Raw genomic sequence first — 13,713 nt, forward strand, 5'->3', positions numbered from 1 at the left:
ATCACGCAAGAACGTTTGTTCTAAGTTTGATGTTCATGAAAACCCGATGACTGCCGCTGTGAACTACGAAGACCTCAAACATGCCATCTCGCGTGTTTACCCCACGCTGCCCAAGCAGCTGCAGCTGATCGCGCGCTTTGCGCTAGACAAGCCCAATGAGCTGGCCCTGGGCACGGTGGCTGTCGTGGCCGAAGCAGCCGGCGTGCAGCCTTCGGCATTGATCCGCTTCTCCAACGCCTTGGAGTTCGGTGGCTTCTCCGAGATGCAGCAAGTGTTTCGCGAGCATCTCGTGGAGCGATCGGCCAGCTACCGCGAACGCATCGACCAGCTGCGCCGCAGCAGCAAGCCGCAGGGCGACAAGTCGGGCGTGCTGCACCAGTTCGTAGGCGAGGCCGTGGCCGAGCTTGGCCACCTGGAAGAAAACGTGGCCGAGACCGACATCACCAGCGCCGCCCAGCTGATTTGCGCCGCCAGCGCCGTGCATGTGCTGGCACAGCGGCGCGCCTTTCCGGTCGCCTCCTACCTGGCCTACGCGCTGAACCAGCTGGAGCTCAAGACCTGGCTGCTCGATGGCGCCGGTGGCATGCTCGCCAATGCGCTGAACAACGTGGAGCGCAGTGACGTGCTCATCGTCGCCAGCTTCCACAGCTATTCACAAGAGGTGATCGACGCCGCCATCGCTGCGCATGCGCGTGGCGTGCCGGTGATCGCCATCACCGACAGCGCGCTGTCGCCGCTCAAGCCCGCCTCGCGCGTTTGCTTCGAGCTGAGCCTGGGCTCGGAGAAGGCCTTCCGCTCGCTGGTGGCGCCACTCTGCCTGGCGCAGGCGCTGGTGGTCAGCACCGGGCACCACCTCACCGAGGGGGCCTCACGCAAGGCCGCGCTGAAGGCGGCGCCCAAGCCCACACGCAAACCGGCCGCGCGGCGACCGGCCAATGGCAAGGGAGCCCGTTGATGCCACACGCAGTACGTGACCTGGAACTGATCTGCATGGGCCGCGCTGCGGTCGATCTCTATGGTGAACAGATCGGCGGCCGGTTGGAAGACGTGCAGTCTTTCGCGAAGTATTTGGGCGGCTCGCCCGCCAACACCGCGGTGGGCGCCTCACGCCTGGGCTTGAAGGCCGCCATGCTGACCCGCGTGGGCGACGAGCACAACGGCCGCTTCGTGCGCGAATCGCTGGTGGCCGAAGGAGTCGACGTGTCGCAGGTGCGCACCGACCCGAAGCGCCTCACCGCGCTCGTCTTCCTCGGCATACGCGACCGCGACACCTTCCCGCTGGTGTTCTACCGCGAGCAATGCGCTGACATGGGCCTCTCGGCCGCCGACGTCGACCCGGCCTTCGTGGCCTCGGGCAAGACGCTGCTCATCTCGGGCACACATCTCTCCAACGCGCAGACCTTCGACGCCTGCCTAACCGCCATGCAAGCCGCGCGCGCCGCCGGCACCCGCGTGGCGCTCGACATCGACTACCGCCCCGTGCTGTGGGGGCTCACCGCGCCCGGCCTGGGCGAGCAGCGCTACGTGCCCTCCGACCAGGTCAGCGCGCACCTGCAGAAGGTGCTGCCGCTGTGCGACCTGATCGTCGGCACCGAAGAAGAGATCCACATCGCCGGCGGCTTCAGCGACAACCTGGCGGCGCTCAAGCGCATCCGCGAGGTCTCGAACGGCCTGATCGTGATGAAGCGCGGGCCCATGGGCTGCGTGGCCTTCGAAGGCCCCATTCCGGCGAGCGTGGAAGACGGCGTCACCGGCCCGGGCTTCCCGGTCGAGGTGTTCAACGTGCTCGGCGCAGGCGACGCCTTCATGGCCGGCCTGCTGCGCGGCTGGGTGCGCGATGAGCCGCTGGCGCAGACGCTGAGCTACGCCAACGCATGCGGCGCGATTGTGGTGTCGCGCCATGGCTGCGCGCCGGCCATGCCGAGCTGGGCCGAATTGAGCCATTTCCTGCGCAACGGCTCGCCCACGCGCCGCCTGCGTGAAGACCCGGTGCTCGAACACCTGCACCGCGCCTCCACCCGCGCGCGCCGCTGGGGCACGCTCGGGGTGCTGGCCTTCGACCACCGCGCCCAACTCGAAGAGCTGGCCGCACGCCATGGCGTGCCCGCGGCCGAGCGCAAGGGCCGCATTGCCGCCTTCAAGCAACTGGTGGCCGATGCCGCGCGCCAGGGTTACGACACCGCGCGCAACGACGTTGCCATCGACTGCGATTTCCCCACCCCGGGCGTGATCATCGACGGCCGTTACGGCGAAGACGTGTTGCCGCCCCTCACCGGCCAGGGCTGGTGGGTGGCGCGCCCGGTAGAGCTGCCGGGTTCACGCCCCCTGCGTTTCGAAGACGGGCCCAACGTCGGCCTGGCGCTGCGCACCTGGCCCGGCGAGCACGTGGTGAAGTGCCTGCTGGCCTACCACCCGGATGATGCCGACGCGCTGCGCGAGGAGCAGCTTCGCAGCCTGCTCGTGCTGGCCGACGCCTGCAACCAGACCGGCCACGAGCTGCTGGTGGAAGTGATCCCGCCGCGCGACATGCCCGCACAGGCCGACACCCTGGCGCGCGCCATGCAGCAGATCTATGCCAGTGGCGTGTGGCCCGACTGGTGGAAGCTGCCACCGCCTTTAGAGCCAGCCGCCTGGGCGCACATCAATGCGGTGGTGGCCGAAAACGACCTGCATTGCCGCGGCGTGCTGCTGCTCGGCCTGGAGGCCAGCGAAGACCACCTCTCGCAGGGCTTTCGCGCCGCCGCCGGCCAGCCGCTGTGCAAGGGCTTCGCGGTCGGCCGCTCGCTGTTTGCCGATGCAGCCGCGGGCTGGTTCGCCGGCACGCTGGACGACGCCGGCGTGATCGACCAGGTTGCCACCCGCTACAAGCGCCTCATCCATTTGTGGTGCGAGGCTCAAGACACCCCCCTTTCCAGGAGACAAGCATGACCACCACGTTACCCACCATCGGTTTCATCGGCCTCGGCATGATGGGCCACGGCATCGCCAAGAACCTGCTCAACAAGGGCTACGCGCTGCGCTTCAAGGCGCACCGCAACCGCAGCACCCTGCAAGACCTGGTCGACGCCGGCGCGAAGGAAGTCGACACCCGCGCAGCGCTGGCGCAGGCCGACATCGTGATCCTGTGCGTGACCGGCTCGCCGCAAGTCGAAGAGATCGTCTATGGCGCCGATGGCCTGCTGGCCGCTGCACGCGAGGGCCTGGTCGTGATCGACACCTCGACGGCCGAGCCGGCGTCGAGCACGCGCATCCGCAACGACTTTGCCGCCAAGGGTGTGAAGTTCATCGATGCGCCGTTGGCGCGCACACCGAAAGAAGCCGAAGAGGGCCGCCTCAACACCATGGTGGGCGCAGCCGACGCAGACTTCGAGGCCTTGCGCCCGGTGTTCGCCGCCTTCTGCGAAAACATCATTCACGTGGGCCCGCCCGGCCACGGCCATGTGCTCAAGCTGGTCAACAACATGCTGGCCATGACGCAAGCCGCGGCCATCGCCGAAGCCATGGCCACCGCCGCCAAAGCGGGGTTGTCGCTGCAGAAGGTGTTTGATGTGATCTCGGCCGGTGGCGTCAATTCCGGCATCTTCCAGATGATGGTGGGCCGTGCGCTGCAGGGTGACCTTGGCGGCCTCAAGTTCGCCATCGGCAATGCGCAAAAAGACCTGCGCTACTACACCCACCTGACCGAGATGCTGCCCACCAGCAGCTTCATCGCCGAGGCCGCGCACCAAAGCTTCGTGCAGGCAGCCAACCTCGGCTATGGCGAACGTTTTATCGCCTCACTACTCGAAGTGCAGGAGCAACTGAGCAACGTGAAGTTCGTCCCGCGCTGAATCGCAGCGTTCACTCTTTTTTCTCTTCCATTCATTCGAGCGAAGACCACTTCGCCACACCCACCATCCCGACCCTGGAGACACACCATGACCGACGACAAGAAAGCCACTTCTCCCATCGCTCTGCCCGCGGATGCGCAAGTTTCACGCCGTAGCCTGCTCAAGACCACTGGCATCACGCTCGCGGGCGCCACGCCCTTCTTTGGCCCTTGGGCGCACAACCGTGTGTGGGCGCAAGCCGCCACGGCCAAGCCGCTGACCATCGGCCTCACCATGGACGCCTCGGGCCAGTACGGCGCGAGCGGCGGTGCAGAGCGCCTGGGCGCGATGATGGCCATCAAGGAGTTCAACGACAAGGGCGGCGTGCTGGGCCGGCGCATCGAGGCGCTGCACATGGACACCGAGACCACGCCGGCCAGCGGCTCGCGCATCGCCGAACGCATGATCACCCGCAACGAAGTGGCCTTCTTGGTTGGCGCGCTGCACTCGGGCGTGGCCAACGCGATCTCGCAGGTGGCACAGAAGTACGGCTGCGTCTTCCTCAACACCAACTCCAGCTCGCCCACCGAGGCCGGCAAAGACTGCCACCGCGTCAAGTTTGTGTGGGACGGCAACGGCACCAACTTCGCCCATGCCATCGTCAAGAACGCGATCAAGGTCAACGGCAAGAACTGGGTGCTGCTGACCAACGACTACGTGTGGGGCCGCAACACCTCGAACGCCACCCGCGCCATCGTCGAAGCCAACGGCGGCAAGATCGTCGAAGAGCTGCTGGTGCCGCAGAACACGCGCGACTTCTCGTCTTACCTGCTCAAGCTGCAGCAACTGAAGCCCGACGCCGTGGCCACCGCCATCGGTGGTGACGACATCAAGGCGTTGCGCCAGCAGGTGGTGCAGCTCAACATGCAGAAAAGCATGGCCTGGATCAACAACCAGCAAGACTGGCCCGATGTGTACGGCCTCGGCCCGGAGAGCATCTTCGGCGTGTTCGGCACCACCTGGTACTACCGCCTAGACCTGCCGGGTGTGAAGGAGTTCGTCGCTGCCTACCAGAAGCATTTCCCCGGCATGGCCATCAAGGTGCCAGGCAACGTTTATCACAACAGCTACATGGCCACGCGCGAATTGCTGCGCTGTGTGGAAGAGGCCGGCACCACCAACAACATCGCCGTCATCAAGAAGCTCGAAGGCCGCAAGATGAGCGCCCGCGACCGCCTGCAGCAGTACGACGCCTGGATAGACCCGGTCACCCACCATTGCCAGCAGACCATCTACATGGCCACCTACAACGACCAGCCGGCTGAGAAGGACGACATCTTCAAGATTCTGTCGGCGGCTGACCCGAAGGACGTGGCCGACGAGAGCGCGGCCAAGATGTGCAAGCTGGAGTCGTACGACGCCACGCCGAGCTACCAGCAATAAGCCGCCACAAGCGCGCGCTGTCTCATCGCCATGCCGCTGCACGCCACTTCACGCCGCCGCCTGATCCAGGGCGCGGGCGCCGCCACACTGGGCTTTTTCGGCCCGTGGGCGGCGCACCATGCCTGGGCCCAGGCCAAGGCAAAAAAACCCTTGCGCATCGGCCTGGCCACTGACGACACCGGCCAGTACGCCACCAGCGGCCAAGATGAGCAGCGCGGCATACGCATGGCGATTGCCGAGTTCAACGAACGCGGCGGCGTGCTCGGCCGTCGCATCGAGATCGTGCATGCTGACACCGCAGGCGACCCAGTCATCGCCGCACCGGTGGCCGAGCACATGATCAAGCAGCAGGGGGTCGCCTTCCTGCTCGGCGGCATGCACTCTGGCGTGGCGAGCGCGATGTCAAAAGTGGCGCAGTCTCACGGCTGCATCTACTTCAACACCAACTCCAGCTCGCCCACAGAAGCCGGCAAAGACTGCCACCGCACCAAGTTTGTCTGGGACGGCAACGGCACCAATTTTTCGACCTCGGTGGTGAAGGGTGCCATGACCGGCTTCGGCCGCGACTGGGTGCTCATCACCAGCGACTACCTGTGGGGCCGCAACACCGCGGGCGGCATACGCCGCATCGTCGAAGCCAACGGCGGTCGCATCCTTGAAGAGCTGGTGGTGCCCCAGAACACGCAAGACTTCAGCGTCGCACTGGCCAAGATCCGCGCCCTCAAGCCCGGCGTGATCGCCACCGCAGTGGGCGGCGACGACCTGAAGGCGCTGCGCCGCCAGGTGCGCGAGAAGGCCATGGACCGCGGCTTCGGCTGGATCAACAACCAGCAAGACTGGCCCGACGTGTATGGCCTGGGCCGCGAGGCGCTGTTCGGCATCTTCGGCACCACCTGGTACTGGGGCCTGCCGCTGGCGGGTGTGAAGGATTTCGTGGAGCGCTACCAGCGCACGCAAGCCGACTACCGCATCAAGACACCGGGCAATGTGTTCTACAACGGCTACATGGCCACGCGCGAGCTGCTGCGTGCCATAGAGCGCACAGGCACCACCAACAACTTGAAGCTCATCAAGGAGCTTGAGAACCTGCGCGTCCCGGCCCTTGACCGCATGCAACACCACGACGCCTACATGAACCCGCACACCCACCAGTTGCAGCAGACCATCTACATGGCGGCCTACAACGACCGGCCACGCCAAAGCGACGACCTCTTCCGCATCCTCGGGCGGCTCGCCCCGCATGAGGTTGAAGACCGCGCCGCGCCGCAGCAGTGCGCGCTCGAGACCTACGCTGCCACGCCTTCTTTTGAACCCTGAGCCATGCTGAAAAGTACCGTTCGCGTTGAGCCTGTCGAAACGCTCAGTCCGAACGCAGCGCTTGTTCAGCGTTGACCCCGATCCACGAACCCACCCTCTGAAACGACAACGCAATGGACTGGCTGCTCGCCCTCTTGCCCCACCTCGCCAACGGCATTTCGCTGGGGCTGCTGTTTGCGCTGATCGCCTTGGGCTTCATGCTCATCGTCGGCGTGATGGAAACCATCAACCTCGCGCACGGCTCGCTGTTTGCGCTGGGCATGTATGCCGCGCTCTTCTTCCTGGCGCCCAAGCTCGGCTGGTTCCCAGACCTGCAGGCCGCCTACATGAGCCTGCCCCTGGGCACGCGCTACGCCCTGGCGCTCTTCTTCGCGCCCATCCTGGTGGGTCTCTTCGGGCTGCTGCTTGAGCTGTGCCTGCGCCGCACCTACGGCAAAGACCCGCTCTACGGCCTGCTGCTCACCTTCGGTGCGGCGCTGGTGATCGAAGAGCTGATCCGCCTCACGTGGGGCTCCAACGAGCAGCAGATGACGCTGCCCCCGGCAATCTCGGGCGCCTTCATGATGGGCGACCTGATTTACTCGCGCTACCGCGTGTTTGCCAGCGCCTTTGCCATCGTGGCCATCCTCGCGCTGTGGCTCTTCCTGGAGAAGACGCCTTACGGCGCCATCATCAAGGCCGGCGCACACGACAGCGAGATGGTGCGAGCCCTGGGCATACACCTCGGGCGCTTGCGTTCGGCAGTGTTTGCGCTCGGCGTGGCGCTGGCCGCCATCGCCGGAGTGGTGATGGCGCCCATCTGGGGCATACGCCCGCACGTCGGTGTAGACGCCGTGGTGCCGGCCTTCCTCATCATCGTGCTCGGCGGCGTGGGCTCGCTGTGGGGCGCAGTGATTGCCGGCCTGCTGGTCGGCCTGGTGGTCGGTCTCACCGGCGCGTATGCATCGGAGTGGTCGCTGATGTCCATGTACCTGTTGTTCATTGCGGTGGTGACCTTCCGCTCGCGCGGTTTGTTTGGCAAGAAAAGCGTACTCGACACATGACCCTCAACCCTCTCAAAGACAAGGTGGCGTTGGTCACCGGCGCCGGCGGCACCATGGGCCGCGCGGTGGTGGCCGCACTGATCGAAGACGGCTGCCGCGTGGCGCTGGTCGACGTGAACGCGCAATCGCTGGAGCCGCTGCTGACCCTGTATGGCAGCGCGGTGATCGCGGTGCCCTGCGACATCAGCGACCCACAGGCCGTGCAGGCCGCGCACGCACTGGTCGAGCAGCGGCTTGGGCCAGTCGACGTGCTGGTCAACAACGCCGGCATCCTGTCCAACAACAAGATCGAAGCCACCAGCGCCAGCGAGTGGCGCCGTGTGATGGGCGCCAACCTCGACGGCGCCATGTTCTGGGCGCAAGCGGTGGTACCGGGCATGAAGGCGCGCCGCTGGGGCCGCATCATCAACACCAGCTCGCTGGCTGCCAAGACCGGCGGGCTGACCGCCGGCACCGCCTACTCGGTGAGCAAGGGCGCGATGAGCGCGCTCACCTTCTCGCTGGCACGCGAGCTGGCCGCCTTCGGCGTCACCGCCAATGGCGTTGCGCCGGCTTACGTGAAAACGCCCATGATCACCGAGCAGCTCAACGAGGCACAGCGCCAGGAGTTGCTCAAGCAGATTCCGGTGGGCCGCTTCTGCGAGCCCGAAGAGTTTGCCCACACGGTGCGCTTTCTGGCGTCGCCGCTGTCGGGCTTCATCACCGGCGAGATTCTCGATCTCAACGGTGGGTTGCTGATGGACTGATGCGATGAGCACTTCTGCAAGCACGGTCGACATTCCGGTCGACTTCATCCAGTCACTCGCCGGCCTGTTCGACCTGCGCGGCCGCGTGGCCTATGTTCCCGGCGGCTACGGCGGCATAGGCGAAGCCGTCGCCTGGGGCCTGGCGCTGGCCGGTGCACGGGTGGCCGTCTCGGGCCGCAGTTACGACAAGGCGGAGGCCCTGGCCGCGCGCCTGCGCGACAACGGCCTCGACGCCATCGGCCTGGCGATGGATGCGCATTCAGTGGCCGACATCCGCGCCTCGGTCGACGCGGTGGCCGAGCGCTTCGGCGCGCTCGACCTGCTGGTCAACTGCGTGGGCATCCAGCGAGAAGAGAAGCTCGCCGAGGTGACCGAAGAAGCCTTTGACGAGGTGGTGCAGGTCAACCTCAAATCGGCGATGTTTCTGGCGCAGGCGACAGCCAAGCACCAGATCGCCGGCATTGCCGCCGGCCGTGCGCCGGGGCGCCAGGTGCACATGCTGTCGGTGCGGGCGCAGCTGGGCCTGCGCAAGCGCGGCTACTCGGCCTACTGCGCCACCAAGGGCGCGCTGGTGATGCTGGTCAAGCAGCACGCGATGGAGCTGGCCGAGCACGGCATCACCGTCAACGGCGTGGCACCCACCGTCGTGCGCAGCGAGATGGCGCGCCACTGGCTCGACAACCCCGAGACCTACAAGCAAGTGACCGAGCGCATCCCGCTGGGCCGCGTGGGCGACCCACCCGACGTGGTGGGCCCCACCATGTTCTTCTGCAGCCCGGCCGCGGCCTTCGTGACCGGGCAAGTGCTGTATCTGGACGGGGGCATCACGGCCAGCCAGTGAGGGCCTGTGCGGGCGCCGAGGGTGACGCGGCAAGCACTCAGCCGCCACCGCGCCGTCGATTGAGATGGTGATGCTTTCGGTGTCGAGCAACACGGCGGCGGTGGGCTTCGCTCCGCGCCCAGCGCCTGGCCTCGAGACTCAACGCGCGCCGGCAAATTCCGCCACCACCACCCGCATGGCCAGCTCGTGCGCGCGGTTGAGCTGGCTCACCGGCAGCGTGGAGTCGCTCAGGTAGCACGCCACCACCCAGGGCGCGCGGCCGGGCGGCCAGACGATGGCCACGTCATTGACCGCGCCGCGCTCGCCGGTGCCGGTCTTGTCGCCCACCCGCCAGCCGCTGGGCACGCCGGCACGCAGGCGCGCCACGCCCGTGCGCGACTCGACGCACCAGCGCGCCAGGCGCTCGCGCATCGGTGGCGCGAGGGTCGGCCCGGTGAACAGCGTCTGCAGCAAGCGCGCCATGACCAAGGGCGTGGTCGTGTCGCGCGGGTCACCAGGCAAATTGCTGTTGAGCGTGAGCTCGTTGCGGTCTAGCCGCGTCAGGCCATCGCCCTGGCGGCGCAGGTAGGCCGTGAGCGCGGCGGGGCCGCCGATGAGCTTTAACAAGAGGTTGGCCGCGGCGTTGTCGCTCACGACCACCGCGGCCTCGCACAAGGCCTCCAGCGACACCGACTTGTTCGGCAGCTGCGCCGCCACCATCGGCGCATGGGCCACCAGGTCGGCGGACGTGATCGGCACCTGCTGCTCCAGCTTGAACGCACCGCTCTGCACTTGCGACAGCACCATCGCGGCCAGCGGCAGCTTGAAGGTGGAGCACAGGGCAAAGCGCTGCTCGGCGTTGAAGCCGAGCTGGCGGCCTGAGCCGGTGTCTATGGCCATCAGGCCCATGCGGCTGTCGGCGCGGGCCTCGATCTCTGCAAAACGAGCGGCCGCCGATTGGCGCTTCTCCCCCGCGGCCGCGCAGCTGGTGGCCAATGAGGCCAGCGTCAGGCAATGAAGCAGCAGTTGGCGGCGATGCAGCAAGGTCATGGTCTCTGTTGTGTTGGCAGCCACTTGAGCAAGGCAGCGTAGAGCGTGGCCAGGTTCACGGGCTTGGTGATGAAGTCGTTCATGCCGGCCGCCAGGCAAGCCTGCCGGTCTTCATCGAAGGCATTGCCCGTCATGGCGAGTATGGGTGTGGCGGCCCACCCCGGCAGCGCGCGAATGGCGCGTGTGGCTTCCACGCCGTCCATGATGGGCATCTGCATGTCCATCAGCACCAGGTCGTAGGGGCGGGCCTGAGCGCTGTACAGCGCCTCGCGGCCATTCACGGCCACGTCGGCCGCCAGGCCGGCGGCATGCAGCATGGCTTGGGCCACGTCGCGGTTGACGGCGTTGTCTTCGGCCAGCAGGATGCGCGCGCCGCGGTGGCTCTGCAGCAGCCTGGTTTCGCCTTCAGCTGCGCCGCTCAGCGCCGCCACCATGCCTGCCTGCCCGCGTCGCAGGCGAGCGGTGAACCAGAAGGTGCTGCCCACGCCCGGGGTGCTCTCGGCGCCGGCTTCGCCACCCATGAGCTGCGCAATGCGGCTGGCGATGGTGAGGCCCAGGCCGGTGCCGCCGTACTCGCGTGTGGTGGACGCATCGGCTTGCTCGAAGGCCTTGAACAGCAGCGGCATCTTGTCGGGCGCGATGCCCACGCCGGTGTCTTGCACCTCGAAGCGCACGCTCAGCACGCCGCCGTCGTCTTCCTGCAGCCTGGCCCGCAGCTCGATGCGCCCTTCGTGGGTGAACTTGACGGCGTTGCCGGCGTAGTTGAGCACCGCCTGGCGCAGGCGCGTGGGGTCGCCGCGCAGCCACTGCGGCACATCACCGCAGTCGACCGTGAGCGTGAGCCCTTTGTCGCGCACCGACTCGCCGAGGATGGAGGCCACGCTCGCGAGCACCTCGCCAAGGTGGAAGTCGGTGTGCTCCAGCTGCATGCGGCCCGCTTCGATCTTGGACAGGTCGAGCACGTCGTCGATGATCGACAGCAGGTGCCGCCCGGCGCTGTCAATGCGGTCCATGCGCTCGACCTGCTCGGCTGTGGCGTCATCGCGGCGCAGCAGCTGGTTGAGGCCGATGATGGCGTTCATTGGCGTGCGAATCTCATGGCTCATGTTGGCCAGGAAGCTGCTCTTGGCGCGGTTGGCGGCCTCGGCGGTGTTCTTGGCAATCGACAGCGCAGCGGTGCGCTCTTCGACCAGCTTTTCCAGCTGGATGCGGTGCCGGTCCAGCGCTTCTTCGGCGTCCTTGCGGTCGGTGATGTCGGTACTGGAGCCGAACCATTTCAAGATCTTGCCGAGCTCGTCGCGCTGCGCCACCGCCATCGCCGAATGCCAGCGGTAAGCGCCATCGAAGCGGCGCAGCCTGAAATCGGTCTGGAAGGCCGCCCCGCTGTTCACGGCCAGCATCCAGCGCTCCAGGCACGCGGGCAGGTCGTCGGGATGAATGATCTCGCGCCAGCCGGCGCTGATCAGGTCGTCGAAGCTGCGCCCGAAGTACTTCAGTGCGCTGCGGCTCACGTAGTCAAGCCGGCCATCGGGGCGGGCGGTCCAGAGCTGGTTGGGGATGCCATCGGCCATGGCCTGCAGCCGCGCCTCACTCATCTGCAGCGTGCCCGCGATGGCGTCGCGCGCGGCCAGTTGGTCGCGCAGCTCGTGCTGCAGCCGCGTCACGCCGTGGGCCAACTCTTGCAGCTCGTTGGGCCGCCGCGTGGGGGGCTCGGGGGCGGGTTGGTCCAGGCGCTCCAGCGTCATGCGCTGCACGTGGTCAGACAGCGCCAGCACGGGCATCGTCACCTGGCGCCGCAGCAGCGTGAACACCAGCGCTGCCAGCACCAGCAGCTCCACGCCCAGCACCGCGATGTGCCGGCCCACGTCTTTCCAGACCTCGCTGCGCAATGCGGCCGGGTCTAGGCTCAGGCGCAGCTCCCCGACCACCATCTCGCCCTCGGGTGAGCGCAGTGCATAGCTCTGCGCCGACCCCGCGCGCTCGGGTTGGGTGCCTTGCTTGCTGTAGGTGACGCGCAGGTCGGGTGCCAACACCTCCACCACCTGCAAGGCCGGAAAGTGGTTCAGCTCTGACAGCACATGCCGCACCGTCTCTTCATCGAAATCCCACACCGCCTTGCCGAGCTGGCGCCCGAACAAGGCCACGATGGCCTGCACCTGCTCCTGCTGGCGTGCCGACTCCTGGCGGTGGGCGATCCATGCATTGAGCAGGCCCAGTGGTATGGACAGCGCCAGCGTGTAGCCCAGCACCAGCACCAGCAGCTGGCGCGACAGTGTTCGGCGCGGCCTGCCCACCATCACCCCGGCTAGCCGCCGGCGCAAGGCTTGGCGGCCTCGCGGTAAGCGGCGAGCGTGAAGTCGAAGCGCCCGAGCGTTGGCCGGTATACCTTCGAGAAGTTTCTGAAGTCGATGCTCTGCACACAGCCCGACAGGCGCAGGTGCGAGTCCACGTTGTCGCGCGTGGCCACCAGGGTGGGGAACTCCAGTGTGCTGCCCAGCCGCTCGGCGAAATCGAAACCATGCAGGTAGTCGTACACCAGCACGGCCACCTGGGCAAACGACAACAAGTCGCTCGCCGCCGTGGCGACGAACTGGCCTTCTTTCACCAGCTTGAGCCCCAGGGCCGACAGGTCGAGGCCGCCGGTGAAAGCGTTTTTGCCGAGCGTGCGCCCCTGCTCGGCCAGGGCCTGCGCCGCGCCAGCACCGAGCTGGTCGCTGGCGGCCCAGACCACGCTCGCCTGCGGGTAGCGCCTGAGCAGTTTGGCGGTGAGCTGGCGGCCTTCCTCTTGCGTCCACAAGGTGGGCACCACCTGCTTGAACACCGCCTGGGGGTGGCCCCGCACGGCACGCATCAGGCCCGCCTGGCGCAGCCCCGAGCCAAACCAGCTGGGGTTGCCGCCCACACCGACCACCTGGAGGCGCCCGTCAGAGGCGAAGGCCTGCTGTTGATTGGCCGCTTCCAGCAAGGCGTGGCCGAGTGCGTAACCCTTTTCTTCTTCGGCCCAGTTGAACAAGGCGGCCCAGCTCTTGTACTTGTAGCGCGGCGCCCCGCCCAGGTCCTGCAGCTCGGAGGGAAACAAGGGGCCGAGGATGAACACCGGTATGCCCAGCGCATTGGCGGCCTCCAGCAGCGCCTCGCTGTGGCCAATGACCGGCGAGACGATGACCGCCTGAGGCCGCGGCTCTGCAGACAAGATGCGCAGGGTGTCTTGCTGGCGGGCGTAGCGGTCTTGCACGCCCAGGCTGTGGGCAACGAACTCGAAGCCCAGCGTTTCTGCCACCCGCTCGATGATGCGAAACACCTGCGGCCAGTAGGTATTGCCCGCGCTGTTGGGTGACAGCAGCGCGATGCGCGGCCGGTCTTGGGGCGCGGCCGACACCCGCCGCGGCGCAGCGCCCGCCAGCAGCGCCAGCGTGGCCGTCAGCAAAGACCGGCGCAGGCGCTCAGGCGGTGTGTTGTAGGCGCCCACCCGACCCACCAGGTTC

At 67.0% G+C, this 13,713-nt stretch carries 11 protein-coding genes; 8 read left to right on the top strand and 3 right to left on the bottom strand.

The window, feature by feature from the left end; all coding sequences use genetic code 11:
* Positions 1-46: 46 nt before the first annotated feature.
* The 8 genes from AC30QB_RS06605 (at position 47) to AC30QB_RS06640 (ending at position 9,199) form a co-directional block, all read left to right on the top strand.
* Positions 47-955 (top strand): MurR/RpiR family transcriptional regulator, encoded by a 909-nt coding sequence (locus tag AC30QB_RS06605; RefSeq protein ID WP_489545394.1) that lies wholly within the window; start codon positions 47-49, stop codon positions 953-955.
* Positions 955-2,928: a bifunctional 5-dehydro-2-deoxygluconokinase/5-dehydro-2-deoxyphosphogluconate aldolase gene (locus AC30QB_RS06610; RefSeq protein WP_489545395.1), complete on the top strand. Its 1,974-nt coding sequence runs from the start codon at positions 955-957 to the stop codon at positions 2,926-2,928. The genes AC30QB_RS06605 and AC30QB_RS06610 overlap by 1 nt, the downstream gene beginning before the upstream one ends.
* Positions 2,925-3,830 carry an NAD(P)-dependent oxidoreductase gene (locus tag AC30QB_RS06615; protein WP_489545396.1) on the top strand — a complete coding sequence of 302 codons (906 nt, stop codon included), beginning with the start codon at positions 2,925-2,927 and terminating at the stop codon, positions 3,828-3,830. Before AC30QB_RS06610 ends, AC30QB_RS06615 begins: the two co-directional genes overlap by 4 nt.
* Before the next feature lie 87 nt (positions 3,831-3,917).
* Entirely contained in the window at positions 3,918-5,252 is a 1,335-nt protein-coding gene (locus AC30QB_RS06620; protein WP_489545397.1) for an ABC transporter substrate-binding protein, read from the top strand.
* A 30-nt stretch (positions 5,253-5,282) separates the two neighbouring features.
* Positions 5,283-6,569, top strand: coding sequence for an ABC transporter substrate-binding protein (locus AC30QB_RS06625; RefSeq protein WP_489545398.1), 1,287 nt, complete (start codon positions 5,283-5,285; stop codon positions 6,567-6,569).
* Positions 6,570-6,682: 113 nt separating this feature from the next.
* A complete protein-coding gene (locus tag AC30QB_RS06630; RefSeq protein ID WP_489545399.1) occupies positions 6,683-7,612 on the top strand; it encodes a branched-chain amino acid ABC transporter permease in 930 nt (309 codons plus the stop codon).
* The gene (locus AC30QB_RS06635) at positions 7,609-8,358 is read left to right on the top strand and encodes an SDR family NAD(P)-dependent oxidoreductase (RefSeq protein ID WP_489545400.1); all 750 of its coding nucleotides are present in this window, start codon (positions 7,609-7,611) and stop codon (positions 8,356-8,358) included. Before AC30QB_RS06630 ends, AC30QB_RS06635 begins: the two co-directional genes overlap by 4 nt.
* 4 nt (positions 8,359-8,362) lie before the next feature.
* The gene (locus tag AC30QB_RS06640; protein ID WP_489545401.1) at positions 8,363-9,199 is read left to right on the top strand and encodes an SDR family NAD(P)-dependent oxidoreductase; all 837 of its coding nucleotides are present in this window, start codon (positions 8,363-8,365) and stop codon (positions 9,197-9,199) included.
* Positions 9,200-9,337: 138 nt separating this feature from the next.
* Here the strand turns inward: AC30QB_RS06640 and bla are convergent, their stop codons facing one another.
* Genes bla through AC30QB_RS06655 form a run of 3 tightly spaced genes read right to left on the bottom strand, consistent with a single transcriptional unit; the run spans position 9,338 to position 13,706 of the window.
* Entirely contained in the window at positions 9,338-10,228 is an 891-nt protein-coding gene (gene bla / locus AC30QB_RS06645; protein WP_489545402.1) for a class A beta-lactamase, read from the bottom strand.
* Positions 10,225-12,549: an ATP-binding protein gene (locus tag AC30QB_RS06650; protein ID WP_489545403.1), complete on the bottom strand. Its 2,325-nt coding sequence runs from the start codon at positions 12,547-12,549 to the stop codon at positions 10,225-10,227. The genes bla and AC30QB_RS06650 overlap by 4 nt, the downstream gene beginning before the upstream one ends.
* On the bottom strand, positions 12,534-13,706 hold the full coding sequence (locus tag AC30QB_RS06655; RefSeq protein WP_489545404.1) for a substrate-binding domain-containing protein: 1,173 nt from the start codon (positions 13,704-13,706) through the stop codon (positions 12,534-12,536). The genes AC30QB_RS06650 and AC30QB_RS06655 overlap by 16 nt, the downstream gene beginning before the upstream one ends.
* Between the last annotated feature and the right edge of the window lie 7 nt (positions 13,707-13,713).

This window comes from Rhizobacter sp. (assembly GCF_046595475.1).
Taxonomy (GTDB): Bacteria; Pseudomonadota; Gammaproteobacteria; order Burkholderiales; family Burkholderiaceae_C; genus Rhizobacter.

Coding starts and splice junctions, on each gene's coding strand:
- AC30QB_RS06605 (WP_489545394.1), top strand. CDS start 47: ATGACTGCCGCTGTGAACTACGAAGACCTCAAACATGCCATCTCGCGT.
- AC30QB_RS06610 (WP_489545395.1), top strand. CDS start 955: ATGCCACACGCAGTACGTGACCTGGAACTGATCTGCATGGGCCGCGCT.
- AC30QB_RS06615 (WP_489545396.1), top strand. CDS start 2,925: ATGACCACCACGTTACCCACCATCGGTTTCATCGGCCTCGGCATGATG.
- AC30QB_RS06620 (WP_489545397.1), top strand. CDS start 3,918: ATGACCGACGACAAGAAAGCCACTTCTCCCATCGCTCTGCCCGCGGAT.
- AC30QB_RS06625 (WP_489545398.1), top strand. CDS start 5,283: ATGCCGCTGCACGCCACTTCACGCCGCCGCCTGATCCAGGGCGCGGGC.
- AC30QB_RS06630 (WP_489545399.1), top strand. CDS start 6,683: ATGGACTGGCTGCTCGCCCTCTTGCCCCACCTCGCCAACGGCATTTCG.
- AC30QB_RS06635 (WP_489545400.1), top strand. CDS start 7,609: ATGACCCTCAACCCTCTCAAAGACAAGGTGGCGTTGGTCACCGGCGCC.
- AC30QB_RS06640 (WP_489545401.1), top strand. CDS start 8,363: ATGAGCACTTCTGCAAGCACGGTCGACATTCCGGTCGACTTCATCCAG.
- bla (WP_489545402.1), bottom strand. CDS start 10,228: ATGACCTTGCTGCATCGCCGCCAACTGCTGCTTCATTGCCTGACGCTG.